The sequence below is a fragment of the Kocuria rosea subsp. polaris genome (assembly GCF_001483755.1).
GTDB lineage: Bacteria > Actinomycetota > Actinomycetes > Actinomycetales > Micrococcaceae > Kocuria > Kocuria cellulosilytica.
Map to the genome: position 1 here is coordinate 16021 of NZ_LQBK01000039.1, position 21188 is coordinate 37208.

The window sequence follows — 21188 nt, forward strand, 5'->3', positions numbered from 1 at the left end:
CAACGTTGCACGGAGTGCACTCTTGCACCTAGTGTAACGAACTATGACGAATCTGCCCGCCGAACCGGCCCAGGACCGCCCCCCGGAGGACCGGCGGGAGGCGGTGAAGTACCACAACCGCCGCTCGATCATCGACGCCGCCGCGGCCCTCGCCGCGGAACGGGGAGTGGGACGCTTCACCGTCAACGACCTCGCCGAGCGGGCCGGGGTCTCCCGGCGCACGATCTTCAACCACTTCGCCTCCGCGGACGACGCCGTCTACGCGCGCTTCACCGAGCTGCTCGGGGTGTTCGTCGACAACTTCGCCCGCGTCGTGGAGGCCACCCCGCCGCCGGCGAGGCCGAGCCCCGGCGCCGTCCTCGAGCAGCTGGCCGACGTCATCGAGCGCACCGAGCTCGTTCCGGCCATGTGCCACATCGCCCGGCTCATGGGCGCGAGCGAGGACAGTCCCACCACCGCGGTGTGGGCGCACGAGGTGTTCCAGACCCTCACCGCCCGGCTCGCCGCCGAGATCAGCGACCGGGTCCCCGGCGCGTCCGCCTTCACCGTGGACCTGCTCGCGAGCCTGCTGCTCCACGCCCTGGCCGTGGCCTTCGAGAAGTGGGCCGAGGAGACCGGTGCGGTGGACACCCCCGACAGCCGGATGACCTGGCACCGGCTGCTGCGCACCGCCGTGGACCGCCTGCGCCACGGGTTCGCCGACTGACCCGCACGCGCGGCCCGCGCTCCCGGCAGGGCGTTCCGCGCCCGACCTCCCCGGAACACCGCCCCCGGCACGATCTCCGGCGCACGAGTTCCCTCGAACGGCGCTCCTGAACACGGCGCTTTTGACCACGACGCTCCAAGCACGACGTTCCAGACACGACGCGTCCGACACGACGCTCCGGACACGACCGACAGAGAAGAGACATGGCACATCTGCTGTACCGACTCGGGCGCTTCGCCGCCCGCCGCGCCTGGGCCGTGGTCGCGGCCTGGGCGGCGGTCCTGCTCCTCGCCGGAGGCGCCTTCGCGGCCTTCGGCGGCCAGCTGACCAACGCGATCACCGTCCCCGGCACCGAGACCCAGCGCCTCGCCGACCGCCTCCAGTCCGAGCTGCCCGACGCCGGCCACGGCACCGGACGGATCGTGTTCCAGACCGAGGACGGCGAGCCATTCAGCGCGGACCAGCGCGAGCAGATCGGCGAGGCGCTCGCCGCCGCGCAGGCGTCCCCGGGCGTCGACGGCGTCCTGGACCCGTTCGCCGCGCAGGACGAGCGCGAAGAGCAGGAGCAGCAGCTCGCGGACGGGCGCGAGCAGACGGCCGACGGCCGGGCGCAGCTCGACGCCGCCGAGGACACGCTCGACGAGAACCAGCAGAAGCTCGACGACGCCCGCGAGCAGGCCGAGCGGGCCGACGCCCCCGACCGGGCCCTGGACGAGCTCGACGCCCGCCAGGACGCCCTCGACGACGCCCGCGCGGAGCTCGAGCAAAACCGCGAGCAGCTCGAGGCGGGGCTGCCCGAGCTCGACCGCGGCGAGCGGATGATGGCCCTGGCCGAGGAAACCCGCACGGTCTCCGAGGACGGCACCACGGCGATGGCCGTGGTGACCTTCACCGCCGAGCAGCAGGCCGTCACCGCCGAGGAGAAGGAGGCCCTGCAGGCCGCCGTGGACGGCACCGAGCTCGAGGGCGTGCAGGTCGAGTACTCCCTGGAGATCGCCCAGGACATCTCCCAGCTCTTCGGCCCCGCCGAGGTCATCGGCGTGGTCATCGCCGGGATCGTGCTGCTGGCCATGCTCGGCACCCTCGTGGCCGCCGGACTGCCCATCCTGATGGCGCTCACCGGGGTGTCCGTCGGAGCCCTGGGCGTGCTGTCCTTCTCCGGGGCCGTGGACATGATGTCGGTGACCCCGATGCTGGGCGTCATGCTCGGCCTGGCCGTGGGCATCGACTACTCGCTGTTCATCCTCAACCGGCACCGCCAGCAGCTGCTGGCCGGCACGGAGCTGCACGAGTCCATCGGCCTGGCCACCGGGACCTCCGGCAACGCGGTGGTCTTCGCGGGGCTGACCGTCATCATCGCCCTGGCCGCGCTCAACGTCACCGGCATCCCGTTCCTGGGCGTCATGGGCACCGCGGCGGCGGTCTGCGTGGCCGTGGCCGTGCTGATCGCCGTGACCCTCACCCCGGCGCTGCTGTCCCTCGTGGGCGAGCGGCTGCTCTCCGCCCGCGCCCGGACCCGCGCGGCCCGCCGGCCCGCCCACCTCGGGGAGCCCCGCCCCGGCGTGGCCACCCGCCACCCGGTGCTGACCCTCGTGGCCGGCGTGCTCGCGCTCGTCGTCGTCGCCCTCCCCGCGGCCTCGATGCGCCTGGGCCTGCCGGACGCCTCCTCCGAGCCCGAGGACTCCACCCAGTACCGCACCTACCAGGTCCTGGACGAGAAGTTCGGCGCCGGCACCAACGGCCCGCTGCTCGTGGTCGCCGACCTGCCGGAGGGCACGGACGGGTCCGGGGCCGCGGAGCTCCAGCTCACCGTGGGCGAGGAGCTCATGGCGCACGACGACGTCGTCGCCGTGGTCCCGGCCGGGCTGTCGGAGGACCGCCGGACCGCCGCCTTCCAGGTCGTGCCCGTGGACGGCCCGGCCGCCGAGTCCACCGAGGAGCTCGTCGGCGACCTGCGCGCGCTGTCCCCCGCCCTGGAGGAGGAGCACGGCGTGCGCATCGGCGTCACCGGCCAGACCGGCGGCAACATCGACGTCTCCCAGCTGCTGGCGGACGCCCTGCCGCTGTACCTCACCGTGGTGGTCGGGCTGTCCCTGTTGCTGCTGGTGCTCGTCTTCCGCTCGGTCCTCGTGCCGGTCGTCGCGACCGCCGGGTTCATGCTCTCCCTCTTCGCCGCCTTCGGCGCGGTGGTGGCCATCTACCAGTGGGGCTGGCTGGGCGGCGTCTTCGGCGTGCACGCGCCCGGGCCGGTGCTCAGCTTCCTGCCGACCATCCTCGTGGGCGTGCTGTTCGGCCTGGCCATGGACTACCAGCTGTTCCTGGTCTCGGGGATGCGCGAGGCGTTCGTGCACGGCCGCTCGGCGCGGGCCGCCGTGCAGGAGGGGCTCCGGGCCGGGCGGGCCGTGGTCACCGCCGCGGCGATCATCATGATCTCCGTGTTCGCCGGCTTCGTGTTCTCCCACATGGCGATGATCCGGCCCATGGGCTTCGGCCTCGCCTTCGGCGTGCTCGTCGACGCCTTCGTGGTGCGCATGATGCTGATCCCCGCGGTCATGCACCTGCTCGGCGACAAGGCCTGGTGGCTGCCCCGCCGGCTCGACCGGATCCTGCCGAACGTGGACGTCGAGGGCGACTCCCTGCGCCGGGACCGCACCTCTGCTCCCGCGGATCCGGCCGCCGCGGCCGGTCCGAGCGGCTGGGGCGAGGCCGAGCAGGGCCCGGACGCCGAGCGCGAGCTGGTCGGCGCCGGCCGGCGCGACTGACGCGGCGCCGGGAGCTCCCGGCGCGAGCGGCGCGCCCCTCCACCCGCACGGGACGGAGGGGCGCGCCGTCGTCGTGTGCCCGGGGCCGGGCCGTCAGGAGATGCCGTTCTCCTGCAGCCACATCTCCAGCAGCCCCAGCTGCCACAGCACGTTGGAGCGCAGCGGCGTGTGGTGCCGGTTCGGGTCGGCCAGCAGGGACTCCACGACCTCCGAGTTGTAGAGCCCGCGCCGCACCGCCGCCGGGTCCGTCAGGGCGGCCTCGACCCGGTCCAGGGTCCCGCCCTCGAGGGTGCGGATCGCCGGGACGGGGAAGTAGCCCTTCTTCCGGTCGATCACCTCGTCCGGGACGATGCCGCGCGCCGCGCGCTTGAGCACGCCCTTGCCGCCGTCGGCGAGCTTGAGCTCCGGGGGGATCCGCCCGGCGAACTCGACGAGCTCGTGGTCGAGGAACGGCACCCGCGCCTCGAGGCCCCAGGCCATGGTCATGTTGTCCACGCGCTTCACGGGGTCGTCCACGAGCATCACCGTGGAGTCGGTGCGCAGGGCGGCGTCCACGGCCGTCTCCGCGCCGGGGCGGCCGAAGTGGCGCTCGATGAACGCCGTCGGCGCGTCGTGGGTCGCCATCCACTCGGGGGAGAGGACCTTCGCGAGCCGGGACCACGGGCGGTCGAAGAACGACTCGGAGTAGGTCTTCCGGGCGTCGTCGCGCGCGACGTCGGCCAGCGGCGGGTACCAGTGGTAGCCGCCGAGCACCTCGTCGGCGCCCTGACCGGACTGCACCACCTTGACGTGCTGCGAGACCTCCTCGCTGAGCAGGTAGAACGCCACGCAGTCGTGGCTGATCATGGGCTCGCTCATCGCGGCCACGGTCCGGTCGATCGCCGGCACCAGGCGGGTGTCGTCGATCGCGATCTGGTGGTGGTCGGTGCCGAAGCGGCGGGCCACGAGGGACGAGAACTCGAACTCGTCCCCGGACTCCTCGCCCCGGGACTCGAAGCCGATGCTGAACGTCTGCAGGTCCTCCTGCCCGCTCTCCGCGAGCAGGGCCACCACGAGGCTCGAGTCGATCCCGCCGGACAGCAGCACGCCCACCGGCACGTCCGCCACCATGCGCCGCTTCACCGCGGTGCGCAGCCTCTCGACGAGCCCGTCCTCCCAGTCCTGCTCGGACCAGCCCGAGCGGTCCTCGTCGCGGGTGAACTGGGGGTTCCAGTACTCGTGGTCCGAGGCCGAGCCGTCGGGCTCGACCGTGCGCACGGTCGCCGGCGGCAGCTTGCGCACGCCCTTGAGGATGGTGCGCGGGGCCGGGACCACCGAGTGGAAGGTGAGGTAGTAGGACAGGGCGGTGCGGTCGATCGAGGTGTCGACGTCCCCGGCCGCCAGCAGCGCCTGCACCGTGGACGCGAACCGCAGCCGGGCCCCCGTGTGGTCGACGTAGAGCGGCTTGATGCCCAGCCGGTCGCGGGCCAGGACGGTGCGCCCGCTGGTGTGCTCGGTGATCGCGAAGGCGAACATCCCGTGGAACCGGTAGACGCACTCCCGGCCCCAGCGGTGGTAGGCCTTCAGGGCGACCTCGGTGTCCGAGGTGGAGAAGAACTCGTAGCCCATCCCGCGCAGCTCCTCGCGCAGCTGCCGGTAGTTGTAGATCATGCCGTTGAACACGATCGACAGCCCCAGCCGGGAGTCGACCATCGGCTGCCCGCCCGAGGGGCTCAGGTCGACGATCTTCAGGCGGCAGTGGCCCATGGCCACCGGCCCCTGGGCCCAGGCGCCCGAGCCGTCCGGGCCGCGGCCGGACTGGGCGCACGTCATGCGGTGGATCGTGCCCGGGTCCGCGGCGGCGCCGTCGAACCGGATCTCACCGGCGAGACCGCACATCAGCGCTCACCTCCGCTCCGGGGCCGGGACGGGATCGGGAGGAACGGTCCGTGGAGGGAGAGCATCCTCCAATGCTACGGGGGCACGCCGCCGGATGCCCGGCCCGGGCCCGGGCGTCGCCGTACGGTGACCGTATGACCAGCGGCCCCGGCAGCCTCAGCGCCTCCAGCGACGCCAGCGACCTCACCGACCTCTGCCGGCTCCCGGCCCGGGACCTCGCGGCGGCCGTGCGGGACCGCACGGTCTCCGCGCGGGAGGTGCTCGACGCGCACTTCGCCCGGATCGACGCCGTGAACCCCGCCGTGAACGCCGTGATCACGCAGGTCCGCGAGCAGGCGTACGAGGCCGCGGCCCGCGCCGACGAGCTCACCGCCGGCACGCCCGCGGACGAGCTCCCGCCCCTGCACGGGGTGCCGATGACGCACAAGGACACCCACGCCACCGCGGGGATCCGCACCACCTCCGGCTCCCCGGTGTTCGCCGAGCACGTCCCGGCGCACGACGACCTGATCGTCGCCCGGTTCCGGGCGGCCGGGGTGATCAGCACCGGGAAGAACAACGTGCCCGAGTTCGCGGCGGGCTCCCACAGCTTCAACGAGCTCTTCGGCACCACGCACAACCCCTGGGCGCTCGACCGCAGCGCGGGCGGCTCCAGCGGCGGGGCGGCCGCGGCGATCGCGTCCCGGATCCAGCCCCTGGGGGACGGCTCGGACATGGGCGGGTCCCTGCGCAACCCGGCCGCGTTCTGCAACGTCGCCGGGTTCCGGCCCTCCGCCGGGGTCGTGCCCTCCGCTCCCGCCGGCCACGCCTGGGCGTGGCTGGGCCGCTCCGGTCCGCTGGCCCGCGGCGTGGACGACCTCGTCCTGGCCATGTCCGTGCTGGCCGGTCCCGATCCGCGGATCCCGCTGGACTGCCCGGTGCCGCGGACGGGCTTCCGGGCGCTCGCGGCCGAGGGCCTGCCCGATCCGGCAGCCCGGCCCCTCGCGGGGGTCCGGATCGGGCTGAGCACGGACCTCGGCCTGGGCGTCCCCGTGGAGCCGGAGATCGTGCAGGTGCTGCTCGACCGGGCGCGGGTGTTCGAGGAGCTCGGGGCCGTGGTCGAGGAGGCCGTCCCGGACCTGCGCGAGGCCGACGAGGTGTTCGACACGACGCGGGCCTTCGACATGGCCGTGAACCTGCGCACCGTGGTCGCCGAGCACCGGGAGCTCGTGAAGCCGGAGATCGTCTGGAACGTGGAGCGGGGCCTGGCCCTGACGGCCGGGCAGCTCATGGACGCCGCCCTGGCCCGCACCCGCCTGCACGAGGCGGTGCGGGCGTTCTTCGACCGGTGGGACGTGCTGCTGACGCCCACGTCCCAGGTGCTGCCGTTCCCCTCCGAGGAGCGCTGGCCCCGCTCGGTCGCCGGTATGCCGATGCAGACATATGTCGAGTGGATGCGCTCGGCGAGCCTCGTCTCGGCGACCGGGTGCCCGGCGGTCTCGGTGCCGGGCGGCTTCGGCCCCGGTGGCCTTCCGGTCGGGCTGCAGCTCGTCGCGGCCCACGGGCACGACGTCGAGCTGCTCCGGACAGCCCGCGCCTACGACCACGCCACTCGGTACGGGGACCTCGAGCCGCCGCTCTGAGCCGCAGGCCCGGGACGTGCCTGCGCACCGCGTCCCCGGGGCACGCCCTTGTGCCGCGCCGACGGCTCCGGACGCCGGCCTGCGGTGCCGGGCCGGGACGCTCCGCCGCGCGGTCCGTCCGGGGGCGGCTCCGAGGTCCGCCCCGGTGTCCTCAGGCCGCCGCCTCCAGCTCGAGGAGCGCCGACTTGGCCGCCGGCCCGCCGATGTACCCGCCCAGGCCGCCGTCGCCCCGCAGCACGCGGTGGCAGGGGACAACCACCGGCAGCGGGTTCGAGGCGCAGGCGGTGCCCACCGCCCGCGCGGCCTGCGGGCGTCCGACCGAGCGGGCCACCGCGCCGTAGCTCTGCGTGCTGCCGTAGCCGATCTCGGGCAGGTGCTCCTGCACCAGGCGCCGGAACCCGTGCGAGAGGGACCGGTCCAGGGGCAGGTCGAACCGGGTGCGGGTCCCGGCGAAGTACTCCTCGAGCTGCCGCACGGCCGGTGCCAGACGGGCCGGGGCCCGCAGCACCCGCGGGCTGATCCGGCGGGCCAGGTCCGCGAGGACCTGCTCGTGGTCCTCGCGGGCGTAGGCCACCCGGACCAGACCCTGCTCCGTGGCGGCCAGCAGCAGCTCGCCCACGGGGGAGCCGACCGTCGTGTACGCCACGTCGAGGAGCCCGGCCGCGGCCGCCCCGTCCTCCAGGCGCCGGTGCAGCCGCCGCAGCACCGTCTCCGGCACGGGGGTGCCGGCGCGAAGGCTGCTCAGGGGTGCGCGGTGACGGCTGTGCAGGGGTGCGGGGTGCGGTGCGGTGGTCATCGGTCGTCTCCTGTCCGGTCGGACGGCGTGCGGATCCCGGGGCGGGTCCCGGCAGAGGTCTCGGCGAGGGTCTCGGCGAGGGTCCTGCGGAGCGTGGCCAGGCCGTCGGCGGCGGCCCGGCGGGCGGCCTCCGGGGTGCCGCCCAGCAGCTCGGCGATCTGCCGGTAGGGCAGTCCGCGGAGATGCCGGTAGGCGAGCACGCGCCGCTGCTTGGGCGGCAGGGCGGCCACGGCCGCCCAGAGCGGGGAGTCGTGCTCGTGCGGGTCGTCCCGGTGCGCAGGGGGTTCCGGGAGCGAGGCCATGGGCACCGCCGCCCGGGACCGGGCCCGGACGACGTCGACGGCCTTGCGGTGGGCGATCGTGACCAGCCACGCCTGCACGTTCGCCGTGACCGGCAGCTCCGGATACGCGCGCAGCGCGGCCAGGAAGGTCTCCGACCAGGCGTCCTCGGCGTCCGCGGAGCTGTTCAGCACGGCGCGGCAGACCCGCCACACCACGGGGCCGTGCCGGGCCACCAGCGTCTCGAAAGGCTCTTTCGTGTTCATCACCCCGTAGACGGACGCGCCGGCCGGAACGTGAGATCGGTGCGGCGGTGCTTCCCATCCTGCCGGACACCACGCCCGCCGGGTGCTCCGCGGGCGGCGACGTGCCCCGGCCCCGTGCCGTCGCGTCGGCGGCCGCGGACCGGTGCGGCGGCGCGGGGTCCGGCCGGACGCGCGGCAGCGCCCCGCCCCGGGGTTCTCCGGGACGGGGCGCTGCGGGCGGAACGGGACCGGGGGCTACACGTCTCGGCGGGCGCGGTTGACGATCTTGGACCGGACGGTCAGCGCCAGCACGATGAACAGCAGGCCGTAGAGCACCAGCGGGATGGGCCCGGTCACGAAGATCGAGTAGTCGCCGTTGGAGGACAGCAGGGCGTCGCGCATGCTGGTCTCGGCCAGCGGGCCCAGCACCATGCCGATCAGCAGCGGGGCCACCGGCACGCCGTGGCGGCGCATGATGAAGCCCAGCACGCCCAGCCCGAGCAGCAGCAGCAGGTCGAAGACCGCTCCGGAGGTGGCGTAGATGCCGAGTCCGCAGAACACCATGATCCCCGCGTAGAGGTACTGGCTGGGGATCAGCAGGAGCTTCGCCCACAGCTGGGCGAAGGGCAGGTTGATGACCAGCAGCACGACCATCGCGATGAAGAAGCTGGCCAGCAGGGCCCACACGAGCTCCGGCGCCCGGTCGAACAGCAGCGGACCCGGCTGCAGGCCGTACTGCTGGAACGCCGCGAGCATGATCGCCGCGGTCGCGGAGACCGGCAGCCCGAGGGCCAGCAGCGCACCCATCGCGGTGCCGGTGGTGGCGTTGCCGGCCGCCTCGGGGGCCGCCAGGCCGCGGATCGCGCCCTTGCCGAACGTGGGGTTGGCGCGGCGGCGGTCGATGCGGCGCTCGAGGTCGTAGGACATGAACGTCGGCACCTCGGCGCCGCCCACCGGGATCACGCCGAAGGGCAGGCCGATCGCGGTGCCGCGCGCCCACGCCGGAGCCGCCTCCTTGAACTCCGCGCGGGAGAGGAAGGGACGCCCGGTGACCTTCATCTGGTGGGCGACCGGGTCGCGGCGGATCCGGGACGCCACGTGCAGGACCTCGCCGAGGGCCAGGATCGCCACGGACACGGTCACCAGGGAGATCCCGTCGAACAGGTTGGCGGAGCCGTAGGTGAAGCGCTCCGAGCCGGAGATCGCGTCGATGCCCACGGTCGCGATGCCCAGGCCCAGGACCAGGGAGACCAGGCCCTTGACCGCGGAGTCGGAGACCACCGAGGACGTGGCGACGAAGGCGAACAGCGCCAGGGCGAAGAACTCCGCCGGGCCGAAGTTCGCGGAGAAGTCGGCGAGCCGGGGCGCCAGGAAGACCACGACCACCGAGGCGACCATGCCGCCGATGAACGCGCCGATGGCGGCGGTGGCCAGGGCCTGCGGCGCCCGGCCGTCCTTGGCCATCTTGTGGCCCTCGAACGTGGAGGCGATCGCCGAGCCCTGTCCCGGGGTGTTCATCAGGATGGCCATCGTCGAGTCGCCGAACAGGCCGCCGAAGTAGACGCCGGCGAAGAGGATGAACGCCGCGGTGGGGTCCAGGGCGAAGGTCATGGGCAGGAGCAGGGCCACGGCCATCGAGGAGCCGAGGCCGGGCAACACGCCCACGGCGGTGCCGAGGAGGCAGCCCACCACGACCCACAGCAGGTTCATGGGGGTCAGCGCGCCGGCGAACCCCTCCATCAACAGATTGAGTGCGTCCATGTCAGAAACCGCCTCCCAGGATGCCGGACGGGAGGTTGAGCCCCAGGCCGACGGTGAATGCCAGGTAGATCGCGCTGCTCACGAGCAGGGCGAGCGAGATGTCGAAGAGGGGCCGGCGGCTGCCGAAGCCGCGGGCCACGGCCCAGAACAGCAGGGCGGCGGCCAGGATCCAGCCCAGCACCTCGAGCGTCAGGGCGAACGCCAGGAACCCGCCCGCGGACCAGGCCACGGCGGACCAGTCCGAGTGCGTGCGCCAGGTGCGGGCCGAGAGCTCCTCGGGGTGCTCCGGGGTGCGCAGGTAGTGGAGGACCAGCAGGGCGGCCAGGACGTAGCCGGCCACGGTCAGGATCAGCGGGTAGAACGTGGGGCCGGGGAAGTCGGTGCCCTCCGGGATCTCCATGGTCAGGGCGCCGATCAGCAGGTAGGTGCTGAACGCGGCCACCACCGCGGGCACCACGAGGCCGCTGCGGCCGCTCCACCAGGTCGCCGGGGTCTCCGGCTGCTCCCACGGGGGCTGGACGTCGGTCCGGTGCTCTCCGGCGGTGCCGGTGTGCGAGGACGTGGGTGTGCTCATCAGGAAATCTCCTCCACCAGCTCGGCGATGCGCTCCTGCTCCGAGGCCATGAACGCGTCGAACTCGTCGCCCGCGAGGTAGACCTCGGTCCACTTGTTGCGCTCGACGGCCTTCTGCCACTCCGGGGTGGCGACGGACTCCTCGAGCAGGGTCCGCAGCTCGGCGAACTCCTCGTCGGTGATCCCGGGCGGGGCCAGGACGGCCCGCCAGTTGGCCAGGTCCACCGCGAAGCCCTGTTCGGTGAGCGTCGGGATCTCGACGCCCTCCAGGCGCTGCGGGGCGGCCATGCCCAGTGCCTTCAGCCGGCCGGCCTCGATCTGGTCGGCCACGTCCATGTACCCGGAGGTGGCCGCGTCCGCGGTGCCGGTGATCAGGGCCTGGGTGGCCTCGCCGCCGCCGGACTTCGGGATGTAGGTGGTCTCCGAGGGCTCGATGCCGGCCTCGAGCGCGAGCTCGGTCATCACGAGCTGGTCGAAGGTGCCGCCGCCGGTCCAGGCGACCTCGGCCGGGTTCGCCCGCCAGGCCTCGACGAGCTCGTCGATCGTCCCGTACGGGGAGTCGGCGGGGACCACCACGACGTCGTACTCCTCGACCACCCGGGCGATCGGGCGCACGTCGTCGTGCGTGACGGCCGAGTCGAGCTGGGCGACACCGGCGACCAGGCCCGCACCGGTGACCATCAGGGTGTTGGCCTGCCCCTCCATGGTGGAGAGCTGGCCGAGCCCGATGGTGCCGGCCGCGCCGGGGATGTTCACCACCTGGGTGTTGTTGACCAGGCTGTTGGCCCGCATGGCCTGCTGCTGCTCCCGCATGAACGTGTCCCACCCGCCGCCGGCGCCGGCCGGGGCGATCAGGGTGAGGTTCGAGCGGACGTCCGAGCCGGCCGTGGCCGACTGGAACGAGAAGAAGGCGGCCACGCCGATCACGGCGGCGGCGAAGAGGCCGTAGACCGTCATGGCGACCGGGTGCCGGCGCCGGGTGCCCGGCTGGGCCTGGTCTGGTGGTGAGCTCACGGGAATCCACTTTCCTGGGTCGTGGGGTGCGGGTGCATGGCTCTGTCCGAGCCGCTGCACCGACGATAAGTGACCCGGATCACGCGCCGGCCGTTGATCGCCCTTTCGTGCGTAGTGATCGTTGTGCTGGTTCTGCGCATTCTGCTCACGCCGGCAGAGACGCTCCTCACACGTTCGGCCGTAGGGTGGACCTCGTTTTGTCCCTCGATCTGCTCCGGCCGATCTGCCCGTCCGACATCCCCATCCCACCGCGGAGGCTCCCATGACCGTCGTCGTTGCCCGAACCAGCACCCCCGAGGGCGAGGCCGCGCTCGCGGCCGCGGTCGAGGAGGCCGGACGCCGCCAGGAGGAGCTCCTGGTCTTCAACCTCGAGGGCGCCCAGCTGGACCCCGAGACCGGTGAGCTCGACGGCGTGCCCGTCACCTTCCGGACCCCCGACACCCGCAACCGGGACGCCGTGGGCGAGCTGCTCGACGCCGCGGAGCAGGTGGACGCCTCCGCCGTGGTGATCGGCGTGAAGCACCGCAGCCCCGTGGGCAAGCTGCTGCTGGGCAGCGCGGCCCAGCAGATCCTGCTCGAGGCCAACGCCCCCGTGATCGCGGTCAAGCCCCGGCGCTCCTGAGGCGTGGCCGCGACCGCCCCGGGGGCCCGGTCCGGGGCCTGGCTGTGGTTCCTCGTGGCCGCGGCCCTGCTCACGCAGACCGCCCTGAACCTGGTGCGCCCCGTCACCACCTACAAGCTGCTGTCCCTGGACGCGGACTCGGTGACGGTCGGCCTGGTCACGGCGGCCTACGCGGTGCTGCCCCTGGTCACCGCCATGTGGCTGGGCCGGATGACCGACCGGGTGCGGGACCTGCGGACGATGGTGGTCACCGGCGCCCTGATCCTGGCCCTCGGTGCCGTGGCGCTGGCCCTCGCGCCCAGCGTGGCGCTCGTCGCCGTGGCGAGCGCCCTGCTCGGCATGGGGCACCTGGTGTTCACCATCGCGGGTCAGTCGGCGGTCGCCCGCTTCTCCCCGCCGGACCAGCTGGACAAGGGCTTCGGCTGGTTCACGGCCGCGTTCTCCGCCGGGCAGCTGGTGGGCCCGCTGCTGGCCGGCGTGCTGCTGGGGGCGGGCGGGGACGTCGCCTCGCCGGAGCGGGTCGCCGACATCACGCTGTCCCTGTGGATCGGGGCCGGTCTCTCCCTCCTCGTGGCGCCGGTCATGCTCGTGCGTCCGCGAGCCGGCGGATCCGCGGCCGGCTCCGCCCGCCGGCGCGCCCGGGACGACGACGACGCCGCTGCCGCGGAGCAGGCCGCTCCCGGCACCGACGAGCTCGAGGTGGTCCCGGGGGCGGCGCCGCGCGCCTCCATGGTGCGGATCCTCCGGGTCCCCGCCGTCCCGTCCCACATGCTGGCGTCCCTGGCCCTGCTCGCGATGCTCGACATCCTCACCGCCTTCCTGCCCCTGGTGGGGGAGCGGGCCGGGGTCTCCCCGGCGTGGATCGGCGTCCTGCTGGCCGTGCGCGGCGGCGCGTCGATCCTCTCCCGGGTCCTGCTGCCGTGGCTGGCCCACCGGATGTCCCGGCGCGTCCTGCTGCTGGTCAGCCTCTACGGCGCCGGGTGCGCCCTGGCCGTGCCGCCGGCCGTCATCACGGTGCCGTGGCTCGCCGCCCTGCTCCTCTTCGTGGGCGGCTTCTGCCTGGGCCTGGGCCAGCCGATCACCATGACCCTGGTGTCCACCGCGGTGCCCGCCGCGTGGCGGGGCTCGGCGCTCGCCGTGCGGCTCGTCGGCAACCGCGCGGGCCAGGTGGCCATGCCCCTGCTCGCCGGCCTGGTGGCCGCGCCGCTCGGACCGGCCGGGGCGATCTGGTTCACGTGCGCGGTGCTGCTGGTCAGCGGTCTGGAGAAGACCGTGCGGCGCTGACCGGGCGGGCCGGGCCGTGTCGACAGCCCCGGCACAGGAACGCCACAAGAGCGGCACAATCCGGCCTGGTCAGCTGGAGGACGAGAAGGACCGATGGGTCCGGACCGGCGGGCGGGAACCCGCCGGTACGTCCGACAGAAGGAACGCGCCGCCATGGTCAACGTCCACCGTCCTGCCCCCCGTGCAGGAACCGCCGAGGAGGGCCCGGCCCTGCCGCTGGTCCGCCGGCGCCGGCTGACGGGGGTCGACGCCGCCCGGGGCCTGGCCCTGGTCGGGATGATGTCGATCCACATCCTGCCCGCGTGGGACCCCGAGAACTACGGTCCCACGCTGCAGTGGGAGCTGTTCGCGGGCCGCGCCGCGGCCCTGTTCGCGCTCCTGGCAGGGGTGGGCCTGGCCCTCTCCTCCGGCGGGCGCACTCCGCACCGGGGGCGGGCGATGACCGCGGACCGGGTGGGACTGCTGGTGCGGGCCGTGCTGATCACCGTGCTGGGGCTGCTGGTCAACGAGGTCATGCCGGCGGATCCGCCCGCGTACGGGATCCTCGTCTACTACGGCATGTTCTTCCTGCTGGCCATCCCCTTCCTGCACCTGCCGGTGCGCGCGCTGCTCGGCCTCGCCGCCGCGGCCGCCGTGCTGGGGCCCGTGCTGATGCAGTCGCTGCGGGGGGTGCTGCCCGCGTTCGAGGTGTACAACCCGACGTTCGCCGACGTGCTCGCCGAGCCGGGGACCGTCCTGGCCCAGGTGCTGCTCACCGGCACCTATCCCGCGGTCCCGTACCTGGCCTACCTGCTCACCGGCCTGGCCGTCGGCCGGCTGAACCTGCGGGCCGCGCGGGTCCAGGGCCGGCTGCTGTGGGCGGGGCTCGCCCTGGCCGTGGGCGCGTGGCTGGTGTACTGGGTGCTGATCCTCCAGGGCGGGGGCTACGACCAGCTCATGAGCTCCACCCCGTGGCTGAGCGAGGACCGGATCGACGAGATCATCGTCTGGGGCCCGGACCCGGTGCTGCCCGACACCTCCTGGTGGTGGCTGCTGGTCCCCGGTCCGCACACCAACACCCCGGTGGCGATCCTGCAGGACCTCGGCTCCGGCACCGCCGTGCTGGGCGCCCTGCTCCTCCTGGCGCGCCGGGCCGGCTCCTGGCTGCTGCCGCTGAGCGTGATGGGGTCGATGACCCTGACCCTCTACTCGGCGCACCTGCTGGCCCTGGCCGCCATGCTCCACTACGAGGTGCCGCTCCTGTGGTTCCTCATCCACGTGACGGTCGCGGCGCTGTTCGCCGTGGCCTGGCAGCGCTCCTTCGGGCGCGGTCCCCTGGAGCGGGTCGTGGCCCGCGCCGCGAACGCCGGCCGCGATCTCGCCCTGCCCGGACGACGGTCCCGCCGGTGATCCTCCCGTGGGCGGTCCGCGCGACGACCCTCGTCAGGGGCGGAAGACGTCAGGCCGACAACCCTGCTTTCACGCGAAGATAGAGTCGTGGGCATGGCCGCACAGCAATCAGCACGCACCTCCCCGAGCGTTCTCGACGGGCCGACCCCGGAGGATGTCGTGCAAGAGGCCACCCGGCGGCGGACGTTCGCGGTGATCTCGCACCCGGACGCGGGCAAGTCGACGCTCACGGAGGCGCTGGCCCTGCACGCCCACGTCATCGCCGAGGCCGGTGCCACGCACGGGAAGGCCAGCCGGAAGGCGACCGTCTCGGACTGGCTGCAGATGGAGCAGGAGCGGGGGATCTCGATCAGCTCCGCCGCCCTGCAGTTCACGTACCGGGACACCGTGTTCAACCTGCTCGACACCCCCGGCCACGCCGACTTCTCCGAGGACACCTACCGGGTGCTGGCCGCGGTGGACTGCGCGGTGATGCTCATCGACGCGGCCAAGGGCCTGGAGACCCAGACCCTGAAGCTCTTCGACGTCTGCCGCCGGCGGGGCCTGCCGGTGATCACGGTGATCAACAAGTGGGACCGCCCGGGCAAGGACGCCCTGGAGCTCATGGACGAGGTCCAGCAGCGCACCGGGCGGGTGCCGGTGCCGCTGTCCTGGCCGGTGGGGCTGTCCGGGGACTTCCGCGGCACCGTGGATCCCCGCACCGGCGCCTACACCCGGTACCGGCGGGTGGCCTCCGGCGCCGCTCTGGCCGAGGTGGACGTGTTCGGACCCGACGAGGCTGCTCAGCTCGAGGGTGCGGCCTGGACGGAGGCCGTCGAGACGGCCGAACTGGTGGCCGAGGGCAACGGGGCCTTCGACGCCGGAGCGTTCCTGGCCGCAGAGGCCACCCCGGTGCTCTTCGCCGCCGCCGCCCTGAACTTCGGGATGGCCGCCCTGCTCGACGTCCTGGTCGACCTCGCACCCCCGGCCGGTCCCCGGGCGGACGCCGACGGTGCCCTGCGGCCGGTGGACGCGCCGTTCTCCGGATTCGTGTTCAAGCTCCAGGCCGGGATGGACCGCGCCCACCGGGACCACGTGGCGTTCCTGCGGGTCTGCTCCGGGGTATTCCAGCGCGGAATGGTGCTCACCCACGCGGCCACCGGCAAGCCCTTCGCCACCAAGTACGCCCACCACGTGTTCGGCCGGGACCGGGAGACCATCGAGACCGCCTTCCCCGGGGACGTGGTGGGCCTGGTCAACGCCTCGGCCCTGCGGGCCGGGGACAGCGTCTACACGGGGACCCCGGTGGTCTTCCCGCCGATCCCGCACTTCTCCCCTGAGCACTTCCAGGTGGCCCGGGCGGCGGACGCCGGACGGGCCAAGCAGTTCCGCCGCGGGATCACCCAGCTCGAGCACGAGGGCGTCATCCAGGTGCTGCGCTCCGAGGCCCGCGGGGACCAGGCGCCGGTGCTGGCGGCGGTGGGGCCGATGCAGTTCGAGGTCGTGGCCGATCGGATGGACCGGGAGTTCGGCGCCCAGGTCCGGCTGGAGCCCCTGCCCTACACCCTGGCCCGGCGGGTGGTCGCCCCGGACCCCGACGCCCTCAACCGCATCCCGGGCACCGAGGTGCTCCGGCGGGCCGACGGCGAGCCCATCGCCGTGTTCACCGACAAGTGGAAGCTCGGCCGGGTGGCCACCCACGCTCCTGAGGCCGCCCTGGAGCCGATCGGCGGAGCCCTCGACTGAGCGTCCTCGGTGGGGCACCCGCCGGCTCAGGCGTCGAGGGTCTGCGGCACCGGCTGGACCCTGCGCCCCAGCGCCGCGACGCGCTGAACGGACCAGCTCAGCAGGACGACGAGCAGCACGTTGCGCGCCGTCAGGACGGCCGCCATGGCCGGGTGGGCGTGGATGAGCGGGGTGTAGAAGAGCGGATAGATCACGAACGTGGTGACCGCGATGCCCATCAGCAGCGCCGCCGGCGTCCGCCACCGCTGCCGGTCGTGCACGAGCCCGGCGACGACGACCGGGGCGAGCCAGATCATGAACTGCGGCGAGCCCACCTTGTTGAACACGATGAAGATCGTGGTCAGCATCAGCGCGCCCTCGTAGAAGAGCTCCTCGCGCTCGGCCCCGCGCCGCAGCGCGCGGACGAGCAGGGCCGCACCGGCGAGGACGGCGAGCACGAGCAGGGGCTGCATGAGGAGCGCGACGAGCTCGGTGCCGGGGCCGTGGACCTCCGTGGAGTTGATGGCCACGTTGTCGGCCATCCGCGACCCGGCCACGCCGAAGACGCTCAGCCACACCCACGGGGTGGAGAACGTGGCCTCCAGCTGCATGCCGCGCTCGCCCTGGTTGACCAGGAAGTCCGCGATGTGCCGCAGGCCGCCCGAGAGGTGCGTGCCCAGCACCACCGCGGCCGTGACCCCCACCCCGGCGGCCACCACCCGGACGCGCTGCCGGCACGCGATGACCAGGGCGAGCACGAGGGCCGCCGGCCACACCTTGATCCACGTGGCGATGCTCAGGAGCACGGAGCCGAGCACGGGCCGCTCGGACGCGTACAGGAGCCCGACGAGCACGATCGGGGCCGCGATGCCCTCCACCCGGGCGAAGCTCAGGTAGCCCAGGAACACGGTGAAGAACAGCCACCACCAGGCGGGGGCGATGCCCTGCTCGCCCCGCCGGCCGCGGGTGAGGCAGAGCAGGCCCACGGCGTTGAGCACGGTGATGATCAGCGTCCAGACCAGCAGGTAGGGTCCGTGGCCGGCGATCCCGGCCAGGTGGATCGGGATCTGCGCGAGCACCGGGTACACCCACGGGCTGATCCCGTCCCCGGCGTCGGTCGGGTCGTACCCGGCCATGGCCCACCGGCGGTACTGCTCGGTGTCGCTGAAGGCCTCGCCGTGGACGACGAAGGACATCATCCAGCCCAGGAAGTAGAGGTGGACGACGGCGAAACCCCACCACACGCCGGCCGGGCGGGAGAACCAGGCCACGGCGCGGGCGGGCAGCACGGCGTCCCGGAGACCGGTCAGCCGGTCGAAGAAGGCGGCGGCGATCTCAGGACTCCTTCGCGGCGAGCACCGGGGCCGGCTGCGGGGTGCCCAGCTGGTACAGGCGGCGCGCCGACCACCACAGCAGCACCACCAGCAGGGCGTTGCGCAGGGTCAGCACCAGGGCCATCACCGGGCTGTTGTGGCTGAGCTCGTAGTAGAACAGCGGATAGACGAAGAACGTGGCCGCGGCGACGGCGATGAGCATGGCTGCCGGCACCCGCCACGCCTGCCAGTGGTGGGTCAGTCCCACGGCCACGGCCGGAGCCAGCCACACCATGAACTGCGGGGAGCCGACCTTGTTGAACACGACGAAGACGGTGATCATGGTCAGCGATCCGGCCAGCAGCAGCTCGGTGCGATCCGTGCCGCCGGCCCGCTCGCCGGTGCGGAGGCCCCTGACGATCAGCACGGTGACCCCGGCGGCGGCCAGCAGCAGCAGCGGCTGCATCAGCACCGCCATCGTCGCCGCGCCGGGACCGTCGACCTGCATGGAGTTGATCTCCGTGTTCATGTACATCCGGGACCCGCCCAGGCCCAGCACGGACGACCACAGCCACGGGGTGGTGAACGTGGCCTCCAGCTGCATGCCGCGGTCCCCCTGCTGGGTGAGGAAGTCGAAGAGCCTCGGCAGCGCGCCCATGGCGGTGGCGACACCGGCCGCGGCCGCGCTGACCAGCATCCCCGTGACCACGACCGCCACCCGTCGGCGGGCCACGGTGACGAGCGCGAGCACGACGGCCGCCGGCCAGACCTTCATCCAGGTGGCGACGCTGAGCAGGGCCGAGGCGGCCACCGGGTGCGCCGCCCCGTACACCAGGGCGACGAGCACCAGCGGGGCCGTGAGCCCGTCCACGCGGGCGAAGCCCAGCCACCCCATCAGGAAGACGAAGCCCAGCCACCACCACGCGGCCGGGTGGGCGCTCCGGTCGCGGCCCCAGTCCGTCAGCTTCCCCACGGCCCAGCCGTTGAGCACGGTGATCATCAGGACCCACAGGACGAAGAACGGTCCCGGACCCGCGGCGCCGGCCAGCGCGATGGGCACCAGCGCCAGCACCGGATAGACCCAGGGGGTGGGCTCCCCGTTCAGGTTCTGGTCCTCGAAGCCGGCCTCGGCCCACGCGCGGTAGATGTACGTGTCGCTGAAGGCGGCGCCGGACAGGGACAGCTGCAGGGCGAACACCAGGAACACCAGGTGCACCCCGACGAAGACGGTGAGCAGTCCGCGGGGGGACCTCCACCAGGCCCGCCGGCGCCCGGATGACGGGCGGTCACGGAACCGGGTGCGCAAGCTGGAGGTCGTGTCGGACGACATGGGGCAGTCCTTGTCAGGTGAGCGGAGGAGCAGGGGCGGAGTCGGCTCGGGCGCCGCGGCCGGGACCGTTGCCGGTCCGGTTCCCCGGAGCACCAGTGTGCCCGAGCGCGGTGCCGGTGCGGCGGCAGGCCGGTCCCCGGGGAGAGGACGTGGCGAGAACTTCTGACACCTGGGCGAGGACGCCAGGGTGAAAGGGGGCGCGACTGCTAGGATCGGCGTTCTGGAGAGCGTCCCGCGCACCTGTCCGCCCGGCCATCGTACACTCAGGGGATCAGCGAACGTCATGATGTCAGGGGGGTCGGATCCGGAGGCGCCGCGGGGCCCTGGCGGCCGGACCGCGGAACCGATCGCCTCCGCCGGCGCGGTCTCCCCCGAGGGATCCGGCACCCACCGGCACCCTCGAGCACACGTCGCCGTCCTGCAGGGGCTCATCGGCTCCGTGATGATGCTCGTCGGATCGGTCGGCACCGGCTGGATCGCCAACGGTTCGCCCATGGTCCGCCATCCACTGGTCATCGCGCTGCGGGTCGAGGGATGGGGCGTCTACACCTGCACCGTGCTGCTGACCGCGGGCGCCATGCTGCTGGTGCGGTCCTGGCTCCGGCTCGGGCAGCGGCTCCAGGGCTGGCCGGCCGGCGCCCACCGCTCCGTGGTGCTCGCGGTCTGCGCCTGGTCGCTGCCCCTGCTCTTCGCCGTCCCCGTCTACTCCCGGGACGTGTACGCCTACATCGGGCAGGGCCGCCTCATGCTGGCCGAGCAGAACCCGTACACGACCGGCATCTCCGCCCTGGAGAACTGGTTCATGCTGGGGACGGACCCGGCGTGGGCCGAGGCCCGGACGCCCTACGGGCCGTACTTCCTGTGGTCGGCACGGGCGATCGTGGGCCTCACGGACGCGCACCCGGATCTCTCCGTGCTGCTCTTCCGCCTCCTGGCCTGCGCCGGTGTCCTCCTCTGTGCGGTGTACGTGCCCAAGCTCGCGCGGCTGCACGGGACCGACCCGGCCCGTGCCCTGTGGATCGCGGTGGCCAATCCGCTGTTCCTCATCAGCTTCGTGGCGAGCGCGCACAACGACGCCCTGATGCTCGGGCTGGCCGTGGCGGGAACGTACTGCGCGGCCACGGGCCGGCCGGTCACCGGTGTCCTGCTGGTGACGGCGTCCATCGGCATCAAGCCGATCACCATTCTGCTGCTGCCGTTCATCGGGCTCCTGTGGGCGGGGCCGGGAGCGTCCTGGCGGCGGAAGTTCGCCCTGTGGGCGGCCACGGCGACCCTCAGCTTCGGGCTGCTGGTGCTGAGCGGCATCCCCCAGCAGCTGGGCGTCGGATGGGTCTGGGCCCTGCTCGACCCCACCCCGGGGTTCACTGGCTACTCGCCCTCGGGGTTCCTGAGCCAGCAGGTCCGCGGCCTCGCGGACGCGGTCGGCCTGCCGGGCGCGGCGATGGCCCCGGTGCTGCGCGACGTCCTGCAGTACGCCGCCATCGGCCTGGTGCTGCTCCTGATGTTCCGCGGCGACGACCACCGGGTGGTCCGCCGGCTCGGCCTCGCGTTCGCCGCCGTGGTGCTGCTCTCCCCGATCATCCAGCCCTGGTACATCCTCTGGTTCCTCCCCTTCCTGGCCGTGACCGGCATCAGGGACAACTGGCAGATCCGCACCCTGTACGTGGTGCTCACCTTCTTCGTGATCTTCGGCGCCCAGGACCAGCTCTCCGTGTGGCCCTTCCTCGAGCTGGCGGTCGACGCCTCGACGATCGCGTTCGTGACCGCCCTGCTGTTCACCGCCTACCTGATGCTCCTGGATCCCCACACCCGCCACCTGCTCGTCCACGGCGGTCCGACGGGCTGGCTCCGCCGCCGTCGTCGCCGGGAACGGGGCGTCCGCGGGCGCTGAGCGCGGCGGGACCGGGGGA

16 protein-coding genes are annotated in these 21188 nt (G+C 73.3%); 8 read left to right on the forward strand and 8 right to left on the reverse strand.

Annotated features, from left to right (window positions below):
* The first annotated feature begins 43 nt into the window (after nucleotides 1-43).
* Nucleotides 44-706 (forward strand): TetR/AcrR family transcriptional regulator, encoded by a 663-nt coding sequence (locus AVL61_RS14665; protein ID WP_058875069.1) that lies wholly within the window; start codon nucleotides 44-46, stop codon nucleotides 704-706.
* A 203-nt stretch (nucleotides 707-909) separates the two neighbouring features.
* On the forward strand, nucleotides 910-3468 hold the full coding sequence (locus tag AVL61_RS14670) for an MMPL family transporter (RefSeq protein ID WP_058875070.1): 2559 nt from the start codon (nucleotides 910-912) through the stop codon (nucleotides 3466-3468).
* 93 nt (nucleotides 3469-3561) lie between these two features.
* Here the strand turns inward: AVL61_RS14670 and AVL61_RS14675 are convergent, their stop codons facing one another.
* Nucleotides 3562-5346, reverse strand: coding sequence for an N-acetylglutaminylglutamine amidotransferase (locus AVL61_RS14675; protein ID WP_058875071.1), 1785 nt, complete (start codon nucleotides 5344-5346; stop codon nucleotides 3562-3564).
* Between the two features lie 134 nt (nucleotides 5347-5480).
* Between AVL61_RS14675 and AVL61_RS14680 the strand changes: the two genes are divergently transcribed.
* Nucleotides 5481-6968 carry an amidase gene (locus tag AVL61_RS14680; RefSeq protein ID WP_058875072.1) on the forward strand — a complete coding sequence of 496 codons (1488 nt, stop codon included), beginning with the start codon at nucleotides 5481-5483 and terminating at the stop codon, nucleotides 6966-6968.
* A 151-nt stretch (nucleotides 6969-7119) separates the two neighbouring features.
* Here AVL61_RS14680 and AVL61_RS14685 read toward each other — a convergent pair whose 3' ends face one another.
* The 5 genes from AVL61_RS14685 to AVL61_RS14705 all read right to left on the reverse strand — a co-directional run bounded on the left by AVL61_RS14685 (nucleotide 7120) and on the right by AVL61_RS14705 (nucleotide 11579).
* Nucleotides 7120-7764 (reverse strand): methylated-DNA--[protein]-cysteine S-methyltransferase, encoded by a 645-nt coding sequence (locus AVL61_RS14685; protein WP_082697197.1) that lies wholly within the window; start codon nucleotides 7762-7764, stop codon nucleotides 7120-7122.
* A complete protein-coding gene (locus AVL61_RS14690) occupies nucleotides 7761-8309 on the reverse strand; it encodes an RNA polymerase sigma factor (protein ID WP_082697198.1) in 549 nt (182 codons plus the stop codon). The genes AVL61_RS14685 and AVL61_RS14690 overlap by 4 nt, the downstream gene beginning before the upstream one ends.
* A gap of 234 nt (nucleotides 8310-8543) precedes the next feature.
* On the reverse strand, nucleotides 8544-10049 hold the full coding sequence (locus AVL61_RS14695) for a tripartite tricarboxylate transporter permease (protein ID WP_058875073.1): 1506 nt from the start codon (nucleotides 10047-10049) through the stop codon (nucleotides 8544-8546).
* 1 nt (nucleotide 10050) lies between these two features.
* Nucleotides 10051-10623: a tripartite tricarboxylate transporter TctB family protein gene (locus AVL61_RS14700; protein WP_058875074.1), complete on the reverse strand. Its 573-nt coding sequence runs from the start codon at nucleotides 10621-10623 to the stop codon at nucleotides 10051-10053.
* Nucleotides 10623-11579: a tripartite tricarboxylate transporter substrate binding protein gene (locus AVL61_RS14705; protein WP_058875075.1), complete on the reverse strand. Its 957-nt coding sequence runs from the start codon at nucleotides 11577-11579 to the stop codon at nucleotides 10623-10625. The genes AVL61_RS14700 and AVL61_RS14705 overlap by 1 nt, the downstream gene beginning before the upstream one ends.
* Before the next feature lie 319 nt (nucleotides 11580-11898).
* Here AVL61_RS14705 and AVL61_RS14710 point away from each other — a divergent pair, with 319 nt between their 5' ends.
* The 4 genes from AVL61_RS14710 to AVL61_RS14725 all read left to right on the forward strand — a co-directional run bounded on the left by AVL61_RS14710 (nucleotide 11899) and on the right by AVL61_RS14725 (nucleotide 16656).
* Nucleotides 11899-12258 carry a universal stress protein gene (locus AVL61_RS14710; RefSeq protein WP_058875076.1) on the forward strand — a complete coding sequence of 120 codons (360 nt, stop codon included), beginning with the start codon at nucleotides 11899-11901 and terminating at the stop codon, nucleotides 12256-12258.
* Between the two features lie 3 nt (nucleotides 12259-12261).
* Nucleotides 12262-13542: an MFS transporter gene (locus AVL61_RS14715; protein WP_058875077.1), complete on the forward strand. Its 1281-nt coding sequence runs from the start codon at nucleotides 12262-12264 to the stop codon at nucleotides 13540-13542.
* A 153-nt stretch (nucleotides 13543-13695) separates the two neighbouring features.
* On the forward strand, nucleotides 13696-14931 hold the full coding sequence (locus AVL61_RS14720) for a heparan-alpha-glucosaminide N-acetyltransferase domain-containing protein (RefSeq protein ID WP_058875078.1): 1236 nt from the start codon (nucleotides 13696-13698) through the stop codon (nucleotides 14929-14931).
* Between the two features lie 93 nt (nucleotides 14932-15024).
* Nucleotides 15025-16656 (forward strand): peptide chain release factor 3, encoded by a 1632-nt coding sequence (locus tag AVL61_RS14725; RefSeq protein ID WP_058875155.1) that lies wholly within the window; start codon nucleotides 15025-15027, stop codon nucleotides 16654-16656.
* 26 nt (nucleotides 16657-16682) lie between these two features.
* Here AVL61_RS14725 and AVL61_RS14730 read toward each other — a convergent pair whose 3' ends face one another.
* Nucleotides 16683-17924 (reverse strand): glycosyltransferase 87 family protein, encoded by a 1242-nt coding sequence (locus tag AVL61_RS14730; RefSeq protein WP_231738433.1) that lies wholly within the window; start codon nucleotides 17922-17924, stop codon nucleotides 16683-16685.
* A 46-nt stretch (nucleotides 17925-17970) separates the two neighbouring features.
* Complete coding sequence (locus AVL61_RS14735) at nucleotides 17971-19278, reverse strand: glycosyltransferase 87 family protein (RefSeq protein ID WP_082697199.1); 1308 nt, start codon at nucleotides 19276-19278, stop codon at nucleotides 17971-17973.
* 283 nt (nucleotides 19279-19561) lie between these two features.
* On the opposite strand from AVL61_RS14735, the gene mptB reads away from it, so the two are divergent.
* The gene (gene mptB / locus AVL61_RS14740; protein ID WP_157571456.1) at nucleotides 19562-21169 is read left to right on the forward strand and encodes a polyprenol phosphomannose-dependent alpha 1,6 mannosyltransferase MptB; all 1608 of its coding nucleotides are present in this window, start codon (nucleotides 19562-19564) and stop codon (nucleotides 21167-21169) included.
* Nucleotides 21170-21188 lie beyond the last annotated feature (19 nt).

Excerpts from the sequence above, each read along its gene's own strand:
- AVL61_RS14665 (WP_058875069.1), top strand. The coding sequence starts at position 44 with ATGACGAATCTGCCCGCCGAACCGGCCCAGGACCGCCCCCCGGAGGAC.
- AVL61_RS14670 (WP_058875070.1), top strand. The coding sequence starts at position 910 with ATGGCACATCTGCTGTACCGACTCGGGCGCTTCGCCGCCCGCCGCGCC.
- AVL61_RS14675 (WP_058875071.1), bottom strand. The coding sequence starts at position 5,346 with ATGTGCGGTCTCGCCGGTGAGATCCGGTTCGACGGCGCCGCCGCGGAC.
- AVL61_RS14680 (WP_058875072.1), top strand. The coding sequence starts at position 5,481 with ATGACCAGCGGCCCCGGCAGCCTCAGCGCCTCCAGCGACGCCAGCGAC.
- AVL61_RS14685 (WP_082697197.1), bottom strand. The coding sequence starts at position 7,764 with ATGACCACCGCACCGCACCCCGCACCCCTGCACAGCCGTCACCGCGCA.
- AVL61_RS14690 (WP_082697198.1), bottom strand. The coding sequence starts at position 8,309 with ATGAACACGAAAGAGCCTTTCGAGACGCTGGTGGCCCGGCACGGCCCC.
- AVL61_RS14695 (WP_058875073.1), bottom strand. The coding sequence starts at position 10,049 with ATGGACGCACTCAATCTGTTGATGGAGGGGTTCGCCGGCGCGCTGACC.
- AVL61_RS14700 (WP_058875074.1), bottom strand. The coding sequence starts at position 10,623 with ATGAGCACACCCACGTCCTCGCACACCGGCACCGCCGGAGAGCACCGG.
- AVL61_RS14705 (WP_058875075.1), bottom strand. The coding sequence starts at position 11,579 with ATGACGGTCTACGGCCTCTTCGCCGCCGCCGTGATCGGCGTGGCCGCC.
- AVL61_RS14710 (WP_058875076.1), top strand. The coding sequence starts at position 11,899 with ATGACCGTCGTCGTTGCCCGAACCAGCACCCCCGAGGGCGAGGCCGCG.
- AVL61_RS14720 (WP_058875078.1), top strand. The coding sequence starts at position 13,696 with ATGGTCAACGTCCACCGTCCTGCCCCCCGTGCAGGAACCGCCGAGGAG.
- AVL61_RS14725 (WP_058875155.1), top strand. The coding sequence starts at position 15,025 with ATGGCCGCACAGCAATCAGCACGCACCTCCCCGAGCGTTCTCGACGGG.
- AVL61_RS14735 (WP_082697199.1), bottom strand. The coding sequence starts at position 19,278 with ATGTCGTCCGACACGACCTCCAGCTTGCGCACCCGGTTCCGTGACCGC.
- mptB (WP_157571456.1), top strand. The coding sequence starts at position 19,562 with ATGATGTCAGGGGGGTCGGATCCGGAGGCGCCGCGGGGCCCTGGCGGC.